This window comes from Dellaglioa carnosa (assembly GCF_026948345.1).
Classification (GTDB): Bacteria; Bacillota; Bacilli; order Lactobacillales; family Lactobacillaceae; genus Dellaglioa; species Dellaglioa algida.
This window is the reverse complement of record NZ_JANXLI010000002.1, coordinates 285,252-301,279: the sequence shown is the minus strand read 5'-3', so window position 1 is coordinate 301,279 and position 16,028 is coordinate 285,252. Positions and strand designations below refer to the sequence as shown.

Annotated in this window: 13 protein-coding genes; 1 reads left to right on the top strand and 12 read right to left on the bottom strand. The window is 36.7% G+C overall.

From position 1 onward, the window contains the following. Positions 1-28: 28 nt before the first annotated feature. From N0K80_RS04350 to N0K80_RS04320, 7 genes are all read right to left on the bottom strand, one after another. On the bottom strand, positions 29-1,645 hold the full coding sequence (locus N0K80_RS04350; RefSeq protein ID WP_269023897.1) for a SulP family inorganic anion transporter: 1,617 nt from the start codon (positions 1,643-1,645) through the stop codon (positions 29-31). 132 nt (positions 1,646-1,777) lie between these two features. Next, positions 1,778-2,224 (bottom strand): universal stress protein, encoded by a 447-nt coding sequence (locus N0K80_RS04345; RefSeq protein ID WP_269023896.1) that lies wholly within the window; start codon positions 2,222-2,224, stop codon positions 1,778-1,780. Between the two features lie 18 nt (positions 2,225-2,242). Further along, positions 2,243-3,619 (bottom strand): Nramp family divalent metal transporter, encoded by a 1,377-nt coding sequence (locus N0K80_RS04340; protein ID WP_269023895.1) that lies wholly within the window; start codon positions 3,617-3,619, stop codon positions 2,243-2,245. 200 nt (positions 3,620-3,819) lie between these two features. Then, positions 3,820-4,467, bottom strand: coding sequence for a metal-dependent transcriptional regulator (locus tag N0K80_RS04335; protein WP_146342676.1), 648 nt, complete (start codon positions 4,465-4,467; stop codon positions 3,820-3,822). Positions 4,468-5,782: 1,315 nt separating this feature from the next. Next, positions 5,783-6,184 (bottom strand): MerR family transcriptional regulator, encoded by a 402-nt coding sequence (locus N0K80_RS04330; protein WP_225428598.1) that lies wholly within the window; start codon positions 6,182-6,184, stop codon positions 5,783-5,785. Positions 6,185-6,229: 45 nt separating this feature from the next. Beyond that, positions 6,230-6,439: a hypothetical protein gene (locus N0K80_RS04325; RefSeq protein ID WP_057974010.1), complete on the bottom strand. Its 210-nt coding sequence runs from the start codon at positions 6,437-6,439 to the stop codon at positions 6,230-6,232. Then, positions 6,440-6,880, bottom strand: coding sequence for a GNAT family N-acetyltransferase (locus N0K80_RS04320; protein ID WP_269023894.1), 441 nt, complete (start codon positions 6,878-6,880; stop codon positions 6,440-6,442). Positions 6,881-7,005: 125 nt separating this feature from the next. Between N0K80_RS04320 and N0K80_RS04315 the strand changes: the two genes are divergently transcribed. After that, entirely contained in the window at positions 7,006-7,854 is an 849-nt protein-coding gene (locus N0K80_RS04315) for an alpha/beta hydrolase (RefSeq protein WP_269023893.1), read from the top strand. Between the two features lie 280 nt (positions 7,855-8,134). Here the strand turns inward: N0K80_RS04315 and N0K80_RS04310 are convergent, their stop codons facing one another. From N0K80_RS04310 to N0K80_RS04290, 5 genes are all read right to left on the bottom strand, one after another. Next, a complete protein-coding gene (locus N0K80_RS04310) occupies positions 8,135-9,679 on the bottom strand; it encodes an ABC-F family ATP-binding cassette domain-containing protein (protein WP_269023892.1) in 1,545 nt (514 codons plus the stop codon). A gap of 21 nt (positions 9,680-9,700) precedes the next feature. Next, entirely contained in the window at positions 9,701-11,494 is a 1,794-nt protein-coding gene (gene lepA, locus N0K80_RS04305) for a translation elongation factor 4 (protein WP_269023891.1), read from the bottom strand. 176 nt (positions 11,495-11,670) lie between these two features. Continuing rightward, positions 11,671-13,566, bottom strand: a complete 1,896-nt coding sequence (locus N0K80_RS04300) for an ABC transporter ATP-binding protein (RefSeq protein WP_407932686.1) — start codon at positions 13,564-13,566, stop codon at positions 11,671-11,673. After that, complete coding sequence (locus N0K80_RS04295) at positions 13,566-15,305, bottom strand: ABC transporter ATP-binding protein (RefSeq protein ID WP_269008240.1); 1,740 nt, start codon at positions 15,303-15,305, stop codon at positions 13,566-13,568. The genes N0K80_RS04300 and N0K80_RS04295 overlap by 1 nt, the downstream gene beginning before the upstream one ends. Beyond that, complete coding sequence (locus N0K80_RS04290) at positions 15,306-15,983, bottom strand: TetR/AcrR family transcriptional regulator (RefSeq protein ID WP_269023890.1); 678 nt, start codon at positions 15,981-15,983, stop codon at positions 15,306-15,308. It lies immediately after the preceding gene. Positions 15,984-16,028: the final 45 nt, after the last annotated feature.

Here is a 16,028-nt window from a genome sequence, read left to right as displayed (position 1 = left end):
AAATATTCTTGTCAATCAATCTACATTTTTATAAAATTTCTTTTAGCACACGGTCAACTGAGAAATAGAACGCATCTTTTCCTGCTGTCTCTTCAAATCCTGATCGTTCAAACATTTTCATCACATTTGGTTGAACAGAAGAAAAGATAACTTCGTGATTTTTTTTCTGAGCATCCTGATAAAAATCTTGAATGACGGCCATTGCTGTATTATCAATTGATGGTACCCCGCGCAACGAGAAGATAACTAAATCTCGTTCGTGAAGTGGTTGCAATGCCTTATCCAAACGATCTGCAGACATGAAGAATAATGGTCCGGTGATATAAACAACGGCCCAGTCGGCTTTCAATCCCTCTTGTGTCGTCTCAACTTTACTTAAATCAACGTCTTCAACCACGACATCCAGAATCGAACTTTTAGCCACAAAGATAACGATTCCGACCATTACACCCATCATAATAGCTGTACTCAAATCAAAGATAACCGTACTAACCAACGTTAAGAAAAATAAAATTAAGGCGCTTTTAAATTTATTCTTAAACAGATATTTTATAGCTGACCACTCATTCATGCGCCATGAAGTTACAACTAAAACACCGGCTAATGCAGCCAAAGGAATCTGTGCCATAATCGGTGCCAATAAAAGCATTGAAACTAACAATGCGAGTGCATGAAAAATACCGGTTAATCGCGTTTGTGCACCCGATTTAATTGCCACACTTGTCCTAGCAATTGCGGCCGTAGCTGGAATCCCACCAAAGAACGGTAGGATCATATTTCCAATACCCTGGGCAATTAATTCTTGGTTACTATCCAATGCCTTCCCAGTCATACGACCGGCTGAAGCACCACACAATAAACTTTCAATCATTCCTAACAAAGCAATACTTGCCCCGGGAACAATTAAATTTTCAACGGTCTGAAGATCTAATGATCCCAGTTGTAACCGATCCCCACTAATAACGCTCGTTGGAATTTTACCAACAGTCGCAACATCTAACTTAAATACCATCGTAATGGCAGTCGTCACAATAATAGCGATTAAAGAAGCAGGTATCACTTTATTCCATTTTTTAGGAAAAATAAATAATGCGATGACGACTAAAACCGCCATCAAAGTTGTTGCCAGTTTAGGCTGGAATCCAAGACTAGAATAACTCCCAATCTTCTCAATTAAACTGCCCCCAGTTGAATGCGTTCCAAAAAAATTATCTAATTGACCAAACGCGATAATAATTGAAATACCCGACGTAAAACCCGTAATAACAGGTGCCGGAATGAAAGTTGTTAGAACCCCTAATTTAAAAATACCGGCTAATAATAAAATAATGCCCGCAATTAAAGTGGCAATAAAAACCCCTTTTAGTCCGTACTGTGCAATTACACCCATTAATACAGCAGCCATTGCACCAGTTGGCCCGGATATCTGATAATAAGCGCCCGATAATGTACTGATCAGAATACCGGCGACAATTGCAGTTATCAGACCCGCAGCAGCCGTTGCACCACTTGACACACCAAAAGCTAAAGCTAATGGAATCGCAACTGCAGCAACCGTTAATCCTGCCATTAAATCCTTAGCCAACTTGGCCAAGTTATACCCTTTAAACTCATCTTTTAACATTGAAATATAATTTGATATCATCACTTTACTCCTAATTTTGTTATACATAAAAGCATAACATAAACCTTATATATAAATAAACAAGTAAACGTTTCCCAAATAAAAATGATTAAATCTTTAGTAGATTTAATCATTTTGTATAACTTATTCCTATTAACGAACAACCATTACTGAAACTGGTGCGTACTTAGCTACGTATGCTGCCTGACTGCCTAAATATTTACCCAATCCTTTAGTTACCGCTGATCCAACAACGACTAAATCAGGTTTCACATCAGGAATAACATCCTTAACAATCGTTTCTCCGGGTTCACCCTCGGCAAGAACAATATGGACTTCCTTAACACCCGCATCTAATGCACTTTGTTTATATTCTTGAAGTTGTTTTTCAACCTTCAAGCGTTTTTCAGCTAATGTATCTTTTGTTAAAACTTGGAAAACGTTCAAATCGTCTGACTCCAGAACAGTCACAATGTGTAGCAGAGAATCATCATCTAAAGCATGACTAACCGCATTTAAGAATGCTAACTGTGCGTCAGCCGAATTATCGACCCCAACAAGAATGTTCTTATGCTTTGGTAATTCAAAACTTTTTTTCATGTGATTTTTCTCCCTATTCTATAAAATTTCTTCGAAAAATTGAATAACTAAATTGAAGACTAATTGAATATTTAAAATTGTTAAACCAATTGCGGCAGCCCAACCAATGATTGATACCCATAATGGATTAACAAATCGTTCGCCCATGTATTTCTTTGAAGAGGTGAACCAGATTAATGGAATCATTGTGAATGGTAAGGCGACAGATAAGAATACTTGTGAATACACAAGCAAGTTATCTAGGACACCTTCAGTACCACCCCAAATAATTGCGGCGATCATAACAGGAATTACTGCGATTATACGTGTCACTAATCGACGTGCCCATAATGGCATTTTTAGATGTATAAAACCTTCCATGATAATCTGACCGGTCAAGGTTCCGGTAATCGTCGCATTCTGTCCTGAAGCCAATAAAGCTACGGCAAACAACGTTGACAGTACGGGCGATGCAATCCCTTTAGCAATCGTATTATCACTTAATGCTCGGTATAAATCACCAAACGCTTGAAGTTGATCTGCATGTCCGAAGAACAAAGCAGCTCCCAAAAGTAAAAGCAAACTGTTAACGATTGTTGCACCAAATAATTGAATATTTGAATCCCAAGTTGTAAAACGCACAACCTTTGCAACTTCTTCTTCGTCACTCGAATCGTATTGACGTGTTTGAGCGATTGAAGAATGGAGGTACAAGTTATGTGGCATAACCGTTGCACCAACGATACCTAAAGCTAATGTTAATTGATCATGGTTCATAACGATTGATGCTCTTGGTAAGATACCACCCATGATACCTGCTAAACTTGGTTTTGATAAAGCGACCAAGTAAAGGAAAATAATTAAAATTGATGCAATCAATGTCGCAACAATTGCTTCAATTGTTCTAAATCCTAATTTTGTTAACAATAGTAGTAAGAAAACATCTAAGATGGTAATCATAACGCCCATTGTTAATGGAATTCCGAAAAGTAATTGCAAGGCAATCGCCCCACCAATTACTTCGGCAATATCTGTTGCCATAATTGCTAATTCTGTCATGATCCATAAAAGGAACCCAACTGGTTTGTTGGTATGATCACGGATTGCTTGTGCTAAATCCATTCTTGTAACGACCCCTAACTTAGCGGCCATATATTGCATTAACATGGCGATAAGTCCAGAGAAAATAACGACTGACAATAGTAAGTAACGGTATTGAGCACCACCGACGATTGATGTAATCCAATTACCTGGATCCATATAACCAACGGCTACTAACGCACCCGGCCCACTAAATGCCCATAAGGTCCGTAAAAAACCGGCACTTTTTGGAACTTCGACTGATCCATTTACTTCTTCTAAACTAGCACTCTTTGTTGTGGTAGCCATTTTTGGTTCTTGCACTTCTTTCGACATTTTTCACCACTCCTTTAATTATTTTCTTTCTCAATTCCTTATTATACTCAAACTTTATACATTGTAAACAAAAAGTTTAGGTTAACCTTAAATCATTTTACCGATTATTAAATATTTTTGATCTAACAAAAAAAGGCCGCCGATATCAATTTGATATCAACAACCTCTATGACTTTTAATTCAATTTTTTCGTTACAATCTTACTTAACAAAAATATAATGAGCAGCTTTATAACTGATATTTCTAACCTCACCAGTATTTTCCAGCTTGATTTCAACGGGTCCTTCAAAAGGTGCATGAGAGACAACTGTTAATTTATCACCAATGTGTAATTCCAAGTCATCTAAGTAAGTTAACAAATCATGATTATCGATGAAACGTTCAATACTAACTTTAGTTCCATCTTCAACCGCTTCTAAAACTAAATGGCTATCTTCCTCATAGTTACCTTCTTTATCAGGAATAACGCCACCATGTGGACAATGTGTTGGATAACCCAAGAACTCATTTAAGTGATCAAGTAAATATTCACTTGTCACATGTTCAAGTAATTCTGATTCGCCATCGACGTCTTGTAATTTGTAGTTTAACTTATAAACTAAGAAACACTCCCACAAACGGTGTTTACGCACTAAATCTTCGGCCAATAATATCCCAGGTTTCGTTAACGAAATACCTGCGTATGGCGTATGTTCAACTAGTTCTTCTTTAACAAGTTTGTTGACCATTTCTGTAACTGATCCGGCCGCAATGTTCAGACTAAGCGCAATCTGTTTGTTCGATATTTTCTTTTGCGTACCGCCTAATTCAAAAATAATTTTTAAATAATCTTCCTTCATAGGTGTCATATTCGGGCCTTCATTTTTTGTCATTAGTTAATCAATTCACTTCCATTTTCTTAATAGTAAATTTATTATATCAGAATAACGGATGAATTGTAACTTATTTCTTAGGATTGCCTAACCTTTCAATTTAAAATGCCTAAACGTGGGAGTTTAGATTATTACTATAATCACTTCAGCATTAGTTAACCAACAAAAGAGTTCTTACCGTCATCAGCGATATCTATTTTAAATGCATTAATTTCATCTATATTCAATTAACTTCTTACAAACTTAATACTTTCATCAGCATACTTTATTGATAAAAACATATTAGGTATTAAGTCAACTTCTTCAATTATCGTAATATTTATATTGGTCATTTTTATGATTTCCATTTTTTTGCATTAAAATAGGATTCGAACATTCTTTTTAAGAAATGTCTCGAATCCTATCTTTTTGTAGTAGGAAAGCCGAAACCCGTGTTACCGAGAGTCGATTTTGCTTGATTGTTAATATGTTTCGCCTCTATATCTTTATACTTATCTAGTTCTATGAAGTCGCTTTTACATGCATTAATCATACAATTTCGAATGACGCCCTTTGAGCGATTTGTCTATCCATTCGAGTTCAAACGTTTCTTCAAGACCAAATACCTGTGAATCTGATTATTCGTTCTACTAAAACTTGAATCATCAAAATTCGATATCTTGATTTGCTTTTTAATGCTCAAGACCGGCACCGTTTTAATACGCCTTACCCGACGTCTCTCAACGTCAATGACTTGCCGTACATTGTAAATTTAAACCATCATCTTAATTGATGTGTCCTGATTTGCTTTTTAGCGCTCAAGACCAGCACCGTTTTAATACGCCTTACCCGACGTCTCTCAACGTCAATGACTTGCCATACATTGTAAATTTGAAACACCATCTAAATTGATGTGTCCTGATTTGCTTTTTAGCGCTCAAGACTAGCACCGTTTTAAAACCTCGTTCGACGTCTCACGACGTCGCTAATACCAAAATTCTAAACTATCGGAGTAAACATCATCTAACTTGATGTGTCTTGATTTGCTTTTTAATGCTCAAGACCGGCACCGTTTTAATACGCCTTGCTCGACGTCTCTCAACGTCAATAACTTGTGTTACATTTTTCAACTATCTTCAGCACTAAACATCGTCCAACTAACTCCGTTTTTAAAAACCATTAAGTGAGTTTAAAAAAGTGACTTCAGTTTTATTTTGTTCAGGGATTTCGATAGCTTTCCTTGCTACAAATAAAGTATAACACATATGAAAACGGTTGCAAGTGTTTTGTTCATTTATTTTAAAATTCTTTTTTATACGTCTCTAAGTTCAAAATGAGTCCCATCTTCATCAATAACTGCAAACAAACGTTGCTTCTCAGTCTGATCAAAATAGCCCATATCAAACACGGTTTTATTGCCTTGTTTACCAACATCCGAAACACGGTCAATTATAAAATGTTTAAATTGTTTAAAAATAGCCATTTTTCCATTAACACGTTCAATTGCCGCAACTAATGTATACCCTTCGTCTAATTCTGATTTTATGAGACTCACTTTTATAACCATATCCAAGCGATACTCACGGGCTTTTGCACTATCATCCGCAATACTTTCAATGTACCCTTTTTGTTCCCAATAGCGTAGTTGTCGTGTTGAAACGCCTGTCATTTTACTGATTTCACTAATACCGACAATCAATCTATCTTGTTTCATAAGATTTGTTAATGGGTTGTTATTCACTGTCCATACCTTCCATCTCTAGCTTTCTAGATACGTTTGAAACTTCTTATCAATTTCTGGCAAACTTTTCTGCAATGACTTTGATTGATTTTGCGTTCCGTCCGCCATAAATTTCAGATAGGTAAATAATATTTGACTAGCATCTTTGTGATACTTGTTTCCGAGTTCGCTCGCAAACGCATAACGTTCATCCGTTAACAATTTGGAAAATGCAGTTTCTTTTGCCATTTAAGCTCCTTCAATCGTTTTAACCATTGTGTGATGCGGGATTCCGGCATCCATAAATCCTTCTCCCTCAATCTCATAACCCAATTTTTTATAAAAATTTTGTGCTTGATCTTGTGCACCTAACGTTAGATATTTAATGTCATAAACGGTTGCAAACCCTTCGATAAACATTAATATATCTGTTGCCAAGTGTTGACCACGAGCATCTTTAATCGTTGCCACACGTTGAATATGCCATGTTTCGGAATCTTCGACTATTGTGCGTGCTGTGACAACAGGTTTGTCATCTTTATAGCCTACAAAATGAATTGCCTCTGCCTCATTTTCGATTTCTAACTCGATTGGGACATTTTGTTCGCCAACAAAAACGATTTTCCTGATTGTTAGAGCATCCTTGTATATTTGACCATCTAAATCCCTAGTTGATTTTACCGTAAACATATTATTAAACCTCGGCTTTCTTAAGTATCTTCGCATATAGCTTACCATAACTGGCTCTAAATTTGTACGACAAGAATCGTTGACCTATAATGGAGTAAATTACTTACAATAGGGGGAGATTATTAATGAAAAAATATGGCATATTAATTACCATCTTACTAATATTAGGATTAGGCACTGGATTCTTTTTCTTGAACAAGACCCCATCAAAAAATGTCGTTACCGTTTCAACAAAAGATACAAATCAAGTACCAACCTTGTACGTCCATGGTTATGGCGGGTCGGCAAACTCAACCAATGCTATGATCGCTGCCGCTGAAAAATCAGACAAGGCGCAAAAAGTTCTAACGGCAATTGTCTCTTCAACGGGCGACGTCACTTACTCTGGTGACTGGCAGGAATCCGTAAAAAATCCCATTATTCAAGTCGTCTTCAAACGCAGCAATGCTCAAATACCTGAAGAAGGCGAATGGATTGGAGAAATTGTAACTCATTTACAAAAATCATATAAAATTAAGGCTGTTAATATTGTTGCCCATTCTATGGGTGGTTCATCCGCAGTCTACTGGGCCGAATCCGTTAGAAAAGAATCAGATCCCAAGTTAAACAATTTTGTGCCAATCGCTGTTCCAATTAATGGCGTTCTTGGTATGAATGAAGAAGCTAACAAAAATGTTCTCTTAAAGAATGGTGAACCTAAATCAAAATCTGAGAACTACCAAAGTTATTATGAGAACCGCAAAAAATTCCCATCAAATACAAATGTCTTTGTCATTTATGGTGATATCGACGATGGTTCTAATTCAGATACTGCCGTCAGCATTGTCTCCGCACGTTCGATGAGTTATCTTTTAAAAGACCAAGTAAAATCGTATAAAGAGCTAAAAATTACTGGTGAAAATGCTCAACATAGTAAGCTCCATAGTAATGACAAAGTTGATCAGGCAGTCATTCAGTTCCTTTGGGGTAAATAAACGCTATACGAAACACTCGTATCGTGTTACACTGAATATATGCGATGAGTCGAGTAAAATCAGACAACTTCGGTTGTTCCGCTGCGGCGGCTAGTGATTAGTTCGAAGATGGGGCATTTTTTACCTACCGCATTGTAGGTATGTCTGATTGTCACTGTTTTGTGGAATTCATACAATCTATTTACTTCGGTAAGTACCATATCAAGAAGCATCAACTTCGGTTGGTGCTTTTTTTGTACAAAAAAATAACCTTAAGACTTAATCTTAAGGCCATTCATTATTATTTTTGAATTCTAATTGCTTCAACATCAAATACTTTATCAATCCAAGATTCATAAAATGGAGATTCATGACTAACTAATAAAACATTACCGGGGAAACGACGAACTGCCCTTTGTAGCGCATCTTTCGTGTCATCATCCAAATGATTAGTAGGTTCATCCAAAATCAAAAAGTTACTTGGTTTTAATTCAACCAAACTTAACTTCACTTTCATTTGTTCCCCACCGCTTAGAATACCAATTGATTTCATAGTATTAGCAGCATTAATACCTGATTTAGCTAAACGACGACGAATCGTTTTAGGTTCCAAATCAGGGTATTCATCTTGAATAATTTGTAATGGCGTCATTTCTTTATTATCCCAAATTAAATCTTGATCAAAATAGTTTACGACAACAGAATCAGAAAATTCTGCCGACCCACCAAAGGTTGGGATTAACTTCAGAATTGACTTAATCATAGTTGATTTACCAATCCCATTAAATCCCTTTAAAACAACTTTTTCTTGATGTGACAGTGAAAAAGTTACCGGTGATAGTAACGGTGTTTTATAACCAACGGACAGATTTTTAACGGCTAACGTTGATGCAGATCCAGTATCCAAGTAAGGAAAATCAAATTTACCTTTTACGATATCACTCGGTGGCGTGACGCGTTCAATTTTATCCAAACGTTTCTGTCTGGACTTAGCCATCGTAGCACGAGTTCCGGCTTTATTTTTACGGATATAAGCTTCATCTTTTTCAATTTGAAGACGTTGTTTCTGGAAGGCTTTCAATTGAGCTTCTTTTTTTGCTTCTTTTTGCTTAATTGCTGCCTTAAAATTACCACGATATTTTGTAATCTTCCCAAATGCAACATCGATAATCGTATTCGTCACATTTTGTAAAAATTCAAAATCATGGGAAATAACCATAAAACAGCCTTCAAATTGATTCAAATAATCAGTTAACCAGTCGATATGTTCCGTATCTAAATAATTAGTCGGTTCATCCAATAAGATAACTTCAGGATTCTCCAATAATAACTTAGCTAAAATAATTTTTGAACGTTGACCACCGCTTAACTCACTAACTTGATGGTCTTTTTCAATTGCATCTAGTCCTAGCCCCGTTCTGACACGATCAATCTCAGTATCGATATCATAGAAATTCTTAGCCTCAAGCTCTTCTTGATAACGACCGGCTTTTTCCAACAACTTCTCATCCAAATTTTCAGCGTAATCAGTATACGCCTGCGTTTGTTTATCGCTGATATCATACAATCGTTGAAATGCCGTTTTCAAAAATTCAATCACGGTAATACCTTCAGCTACCTCAGCATATTGATCTAAGTACCCAATTGTGGCGCTTTTCTTCCACTTAATTTCACCTTCATCGGGTAATTCTTGCCCTGTGATAATCTTAATTAACGTACTTTTACCGGCACCATTTTGGCCAATAATACCCATGTGGTCTTCTGTATTCAATTCGAAATGAGCGTCTTCATACAGTTGTTTATCCGCAAATTGATGGGAAAGTTGACGTACTTCTAAAACTCCCATTGTGTTCCTTCTTTCTAAAGACTAATTATCGTTATTAACTTCCAAAATGGCATTGAACACTTCTTGTGGCAAGTCCATTTCAGCCTTAGATCCTAAACGTTTATTAGCACTTTGACGGCGTAGCATATCCTGTTTAGCCGCATTCTTTTTATCACTACCTGTTGTTGCACTCTTTCGAAGTGGTGGCACATTCGCGCGCGCAATTGCCTTGTTTTCAACAACTGCTTGAACTGGCATTGGAAATAATTTACGTGGAATTGCATATTTTAATTGCTCTACTAATTTTTGGCCAATCTCAACAGCATCTTGTCTATGAACCACAAAGCCTAAAGCATCAACCGTTGCGTAATTAACTAAGACATCCATTTTAACAACATCGGCCGTTTGGTAGCCTTTGAACTGGGTTTCCATCGTTGCATAACCGTGTGATAGTGATTTTAATTGATTAAAGAAATCGTAAGCAATTTCAGATGAAGGTAGCGCATAATTCAACTCAGTTTGACCTGAATTATAAGCCATATCTTGGAAAATCCCCTTACGTTTTTCGGCTAATTTCATAATATCACCAACTTGTTCATCCGGAACAGTCATATGGACATCCAAGAATGGTTCCTCAACATGATCAATCTCAGAAAAATCAGGAAATTGAACGGGATTATCGACGGTAACTTCTTTGCCATTTTTCAAAACAACATGATACGTAACGTTAGGTGTCGTTGTTAAGACGCCTAATTGATATTCTTTTTCAAGACGTTCACGAATGATGCTTAAATGCAGCATCCCTAAAAATCCACATCTAAATCCTAAGCCTAAAGCATCAGATTTTTCTTCCTTGTAATGGAATGAAGAGTCGTTTAAAGCTAACTTTTGAATGGCTGATTTTAATTCTTTGTAATTATTATCCTTAGGGTAAAATCCAGCAAAAACCATTGATTCTGACTCTTTATACCCGGGAAGCGCTTCTGGTGTTGGGTGGTTTTGAGACGTCAACGTATCCCCAATTTTAACCAATTGAGGATCTTTCAATCCGGTGATAACGTAACCAACATCCCCAGCATGCAGACTATCTACGGCAACCATATCTGGTTTAAAAATTCCTGCCTCAACAACTTGAAAATCAGTCGTTTGCTGCATAAATCGGAGTAAGTTATTAGCCTTGAACTCACCATCAAATACGCGAATATAAGCAACAATTCCTTTGAATGCATCAAAATGCGAATCAAAAACTAAGGCCTTAAGTGGTGCTTCAATGTCTCCGACTGGTTCTGGGATACGGTCTTTAATTGCTTCTAAGACTAAATCAACGCCAATTCCCGTTTTTGCAGAAATTAATAACATTTCATCTTCATCGACATCGGCTAATTCCATTAATTGAATTTTAGTTTCTTCCACGTCCGCATTTGGATGGTCAATCTTATTGATAACAGGAATAATTTTCAAGTTATTTTCTTTAGCCAAACGGTAATTCGCAACCGTTTGTGCTTGAACACCTTGAGTGGCATCCACTAATAAAATGGCCCCATCACTGGCAGCCAAACTTTTCGAAACTTCATAAGAAAAGTCCACATGTCCTGGTGTATCAATAAAATTGTATTCAAAGGTTTCACCATTATTTGCGGTGTAATAACTCCGAACAGTTCTCGATTTAACAGTAATTCCATGTTCTTGTTCAACAGCCATCGAATCTAATAATTGGCTCGACATTTCACGTTCACTTACCGTCTGTGTTTCTTCCATAATCCGATCAGCTAAAGTTGATTTACCATGATCAATATGGGCAATGATTGAGAAATTTCTAATTTGTGATTGCTTCATTATGATTAAACCTCATTTTCTAAATAATCATCTACTATTTTAGAGTCTTTTTTATTATACGCTAAATTGGTGATAGAGTAATCTAAGATTGGGTTGTCCACATACTTGGCCAATTTCAGAACAAAAAATAACGACCATGAATTCAACAATTGTTAAAATCATACCCGTTATCTTATTTAAATAGTACCATTTGTGAACTGACTGTTGTATAAGTCAGCATAGAACCCATTTTTAGCAATCAAAGCATCATGATTTCCAGTTTCAATAATCGATCCATTATCCATTACAATAATGTTATCCGCATCACGAATCGTTGATAGACGATGAGCAACAACAAAACTTGTTCGGTTATCTAATAAGGTATCCATTGCCTTTTGAATCAAGACTTCCGTACGCGTATCAACAGAACTCGTTGCTTCATCTAAAATCAAAATTTCAGGATCGGCTAAGAATGCACGGGCTATGGTCAATAATTGACGTTGCCCTTGTGAAATATTTGAAGCATCTTCGTTCAAGACAGTTTGATAGCCATCGGGTAACTGACGAACAAATGTATCAACGTGAGCCGCTTTTGCAGCAGCATACACTTCTTCATCCGTTGCATCTTTACGACCATATTGAATATTTTCCATAATTGTCCCGGTAAATAACCAAGTATCTTGAAGAACCATCGAGATTGATTTTCGGAGCTCTTCACGTTTTAGATTTTTAGTATCGACACCATTAAGGCGGATTGAACCTGATGAAACATCGTAGAATCGTTCGATTAAGTTAATAATCGTGGTCTTACCCGCACCAGTCGGCCCAACAATTGCAACTTTTTGTCCTTCTTTGACGTCCAAATTATAATCAGTCATTAAAAGTTTCTTATCTGCATAGCCGAATTGGACATGCTCAAAGGAAATCTTATTACCGTTATCAGAGATAGCCGCATTATCGTTACTTTCATCCTTCAATTCTTCTTCATCCAATACTTCAAAAATTCGTTCTGCTGAGGCAACTGTTGCTTGAATCGTATTAGACAAATTGGCAATCTGAGTAATTGGTTGTGAGAACTGGTTCACATATTGTAGAAATGCTTGAACATTACCTAATGTGATTGTTCCTTGTGAGACCTTAATTCCCCCAACAACCGCAACAAAAACATAGCCTATATTTTTAATAAAATTCATCGCTGGCATAATTAATCCTGAGATAAATTGTGCCTTCCATGAATCTTTATAATAATCACTATTTTGTTTCTCAAAAATCTCAATGTTTTTTTCTTCTTTGTTAAAGGTTTTAACAACGGTATGGCCTGCATAAGTCTCTTCAACTTGATTATTTAAAAGGCCTAAACTCTTTTGTTGACCCGCAAAGAATTTTTGAGAACGAGGTGCAATCAATGATACAACACCCAAACTCAAAGGCACGATAATTAAAGCAATTAAAGTTAATTCCCAGCTAATTGAGAACATCATATAGAGTACACTGACAAATGTTACGACACTCGTCACTAACTGGGTAAAACTTTGTTGCAACGTACCAGAAATATTATCCACATCATTTACAGCACGTGACATAATATCGCCGTTAGGATGCGTATCATAGTAAGAAATTGGGACACGTTCCATTTTAGCTTTAATATCTTTACGTAGTGCATAAACTGTCTTTTGAGAAATATTCGTCATAATCAGTTGTTGAATAAAACTAAATAAGGCGGATGCAACGTACATTGCACCAACTGTGAATAAGATGTTTTTAATCGCATTAAAATCAATTGGTAAAGAGGTTACTTTTTGACCCTGCTTAATTTGAGCAAATCCTTTAGTCACACCAGAGAAAATTTCTGTCGTCGCCTGCCCTAATATTTTAGGCGAAACGGCTTGGAAGATAACAGAAATAATGGCTAAAACTAATACAATCCCTATTAAAAGTAACCAAGGTGACATGTACTTCGCCAAGCGTCCGATTGTTTTCCAAAAATTCTTAGGCTTTTCAACAGGCCGTCCAATATTACCGCCGGGTCCACCGCCACGGCCACCGCGCATTGGTGATGTAGCTGAGCGTCCTGCTCCATTATTATCTGCCATTATTCTGCATCCCCCTCTCTAATTTGTGATTGCATAATTTCTTGATAGGTCTTATTCGTAGCCTTCAATTCCTCATGCGTTCCTTTACCCACAATTTTACCGCCGTCAATAACCAAAATTAAATCGGCACCGGTCACGCTAGAAATTCGTTGCGCAACAACCAAAACGACGCTGTCTTTAACATTTTCATCCGTTTTAAGCGAGCCACGTAACTTAGCATCCGTTTTAAAATCAAGCGCTGAGAACGAATCATCAAACAAGTAAACTGAAGCTTTTTTCACTAATGATCGCGCAATAGCAAGTCGTTGTTTCTGACCTCCTGAGAAGTTATCCCCATCTTGTTCAACTATTCCGTCCAATCCATCCGTCGATTCCTCAACAAATGATTTAGCTTGCGCAATTTCAAGCGCATGCCACATTTCTTCATCCGTCGCATTTTCGTTACCAAATTGTAAATTACTACGGATGGTTCCTTTAAAGAGAACCGTTTTTTGTTGGACAAGTGAGATTTGATCATGCAAACTTGCCTGCGTTAATTCGTAAATTGATTTACCATCAATTTTGATATCCCCTGATTCAACATCGAAGAGACGTGGAATTAAATTAATTAATGTTGACTTCCCAGAACCTGTTCCACCAATAATAGCAATCGTTTGACCAGCTTTTGCCTCAAAATTAATATCCGTTAACGCTGCTTTTTCAGCACCTACATATCGGAAGTTAACTTGATTAAATGACAATTGGCTCTCACCTAATTGACTACGATCAATTGTAACTGCACCTGGTCTGTCTTCAATTGAATCATTTTTATCCAAAACTTCATTAATACGCGCTGCAGCTGCCTGTGCACGTGGCAACATAACAAAGACCATCGATAACATCATAAAACTTGATAAAATTTGCATGGCATAAGTCATAAACGCCACCAAGTTACCCACTTGCATCGACATATCACCAATCAAATGTCCCCCATACCAGATAATAGCGATATTAGTTGCACTCAAAACCAAAGTCATCATGGGTGACATTAAAGCCGTAATTGAAAATACTTTACGGGCATTATCCGTATATTCTTTATTCACGCCATCAAACCGGTTTTGTTCATAACCATCCTGATTAAAGGCTCGAATTACCCTGACACCCGTTAATCCTTCACGGAAGACAAGGTTAATATGATCAATTCTTTTTTGTAACGTTTTAAATAATGGTACCGCGAAGGTCATAACCGCCGCGATCACAATAATCAAAATTGGAACAGCCACCAAAAAGATAACCGTTAATTCTTTTTGTTTATTATATGCTAGGATGCTTGCACCAATTAACATAATTGGTGCTTGAATCATCATTCTTAACATCATCACTGTTACATTTTGAATTTGTAGCACATCAGTCGATGTTCTTGTGATTAAACTGGAATTACCAATTTGATCAAACTCGTAACTTGAGAAATGAAGTACTTTTTCATAAATATTACTTCTCAAACTATGACCTAACTTTTGCGCCAAGCGTGATGCAATAAAAACATTCCCAACTGCCGCAACAATACCAACTGCTGCAACACCTAACATGATGTACCCAACCTGCCAGATATAAGAAACATTTCCTTGCGCTACACCTTTATTAATCATGTCAGATGTTAACGTTGGTAAATATAAATCACAGATAACCTGAACGATCATAAAGACAAATGCGCCTATAATCGCCCAACCATTAACGCGATTTTTCATTATTTTTATCATTTAGTTTTCCCCCTTTCTTTTTGTAACCCCAATGGCTACCCAGTTCGCCATTGTTTCATATTCTTTTTGCAACTCTTCAACCGAAATCTCAGTACCTTCTCTTTGTTTCGCAAAATAATCATTAATCGTCTTCATAAATGGGCTCATCAACGAAAACATGAGTAAACTAATCTCTTCATCTGATGAAATGGTTAATAGAGAACGATCAATTTCACCCATCACATCAAAATCTGGTTTTTGATTCTGTTGAAATGGACCACCAAAATGTGGATGCGACCCACTATGAGGTCGATGATGTGGTTGCATCCGATTGCTCATTTTAAAATCCATTCTCACAAAGGCATTTTTAAAAAAGGCCGCATTCTCTCCCGACACGGTATCAGCAATCGTTTCAGAAAAGAAAGTTTTCATGGTTAAAACAATATCGCCATGATTTTGTTTTAATACCTCAACAAATCTCTTGCTCTGGTTTTGTCTAATCGTGTCAAAATAATAAAAATATAGGTCTTCTTTATTTTCAAAATACTGGTAGAAACTCCCTCGTGGAATTCCCGCAAGTTTTATGACATTACTAATTGAAGCTTCTAACAAGGGAACCCTTGAAAATTCTTCCTTTGCGGCATTCAATATTCGTAATTTTTTATCTTCATCCAAATTAAAATACGTTTTTTTAGGCATATTTTCTCCTTTACACAAAAAAATGACAAGTCGTCATGTGACAAC

Excerpts from the sequence above, each read along its gene's own strand:
- N0K80_RS04340 (WP_269023895.1), bottom strand. The coding sequence starts at position 3,619 with ATGTCGAAAGAAGTGCAAGAACCAAAAATGGCTACCACAACAAAGAGT.
- N0K80_RS04315 (WP_269023893.1), top strand. The coding sequence starts at position 7,006 with ATGAAAAAATATGGCATATTAATTACCATCTTACTAATATTAGGATTA.
- N0K80_RS04300 (WP_407932686.1), bottom strand. The coding sequence starts at position 13,566 with ATGGCAGATAATAATGGAGCAGGACGCTCAGCTACATCACCAATGCGC.
- N0K80_RS04310 (WP_269023892.1), bottom strand. The coding sequence starts at position 9,679 with ATGGGAGTTTTAGAAGTACGTCAACTTTCCCATCAATTTGCGGATAAA.
- lepA (WP_269023891.1), bottom strand. The coding sequence starts at position 11,494 with ATGAAGCAATCACAAATTAGAAATTTCTCAATCATTGCCCATATTGAT.
- N0K80_RS04350 (WP_269023897.1), bottom strand. The coding sequence starts at position 1,645 with ATGATATCAAATTATATTTCAATGTTAAAAGATGAGTTTAAAGGGTAT.
- N0K80_RS04330 (WP_225428598.1), bottom strand. The coding sequence starts at position 6,184 with ATGAAACAAGATAGATTGATTGTCGGTATTAGTGAAATCAGTAAAATG.
- N0K80_RS04345 (WP_269023896.1), bottom strand. The coding sequence starts at position 2,224 with ATGAAAAAAAGTTTTGAATTACCAAAGCATAAGAACATTCTTGTTGGG.
- N0K80_RS04295 (WP_269008240.1), bottom strand. The coding sequence starts at position 15,305 with ATGATAAAAATAATGAAAAATCGCGTTAATGGTTGGGCGATTATAGGC.
- N0K80_RS04320 (WP_269023894.1), bottom strand. The coding sequence starts at position 6,880 with ATGTTTACGGTAAAATCAACTAGGGATTTAGATGGTCAAATATACAAG.
- N0K80_RS04290 (WP_269023890.1), bottom strand. The coding sequence starts at position 15,983 with ATGCCTAAAAAAACGTATTTTAATTTGGATGAAGATAAAAAATTACGA.
- N0K80_RS04325 (WP_057974010.1), bottom strand. The coding sequence starts at position 6,439 with ATGGCAAAAGAAACTGCATTTTCCAAATTGTTAACGGATGAACGTTAT.
- N0K80_RS04335 (WP_146342676.1), bottom strand. The coding sequence starts at position 4,467 with ATGACACCTATGAAGGAAGATTATTTAAAAATTATTTTTGAATTAGGC.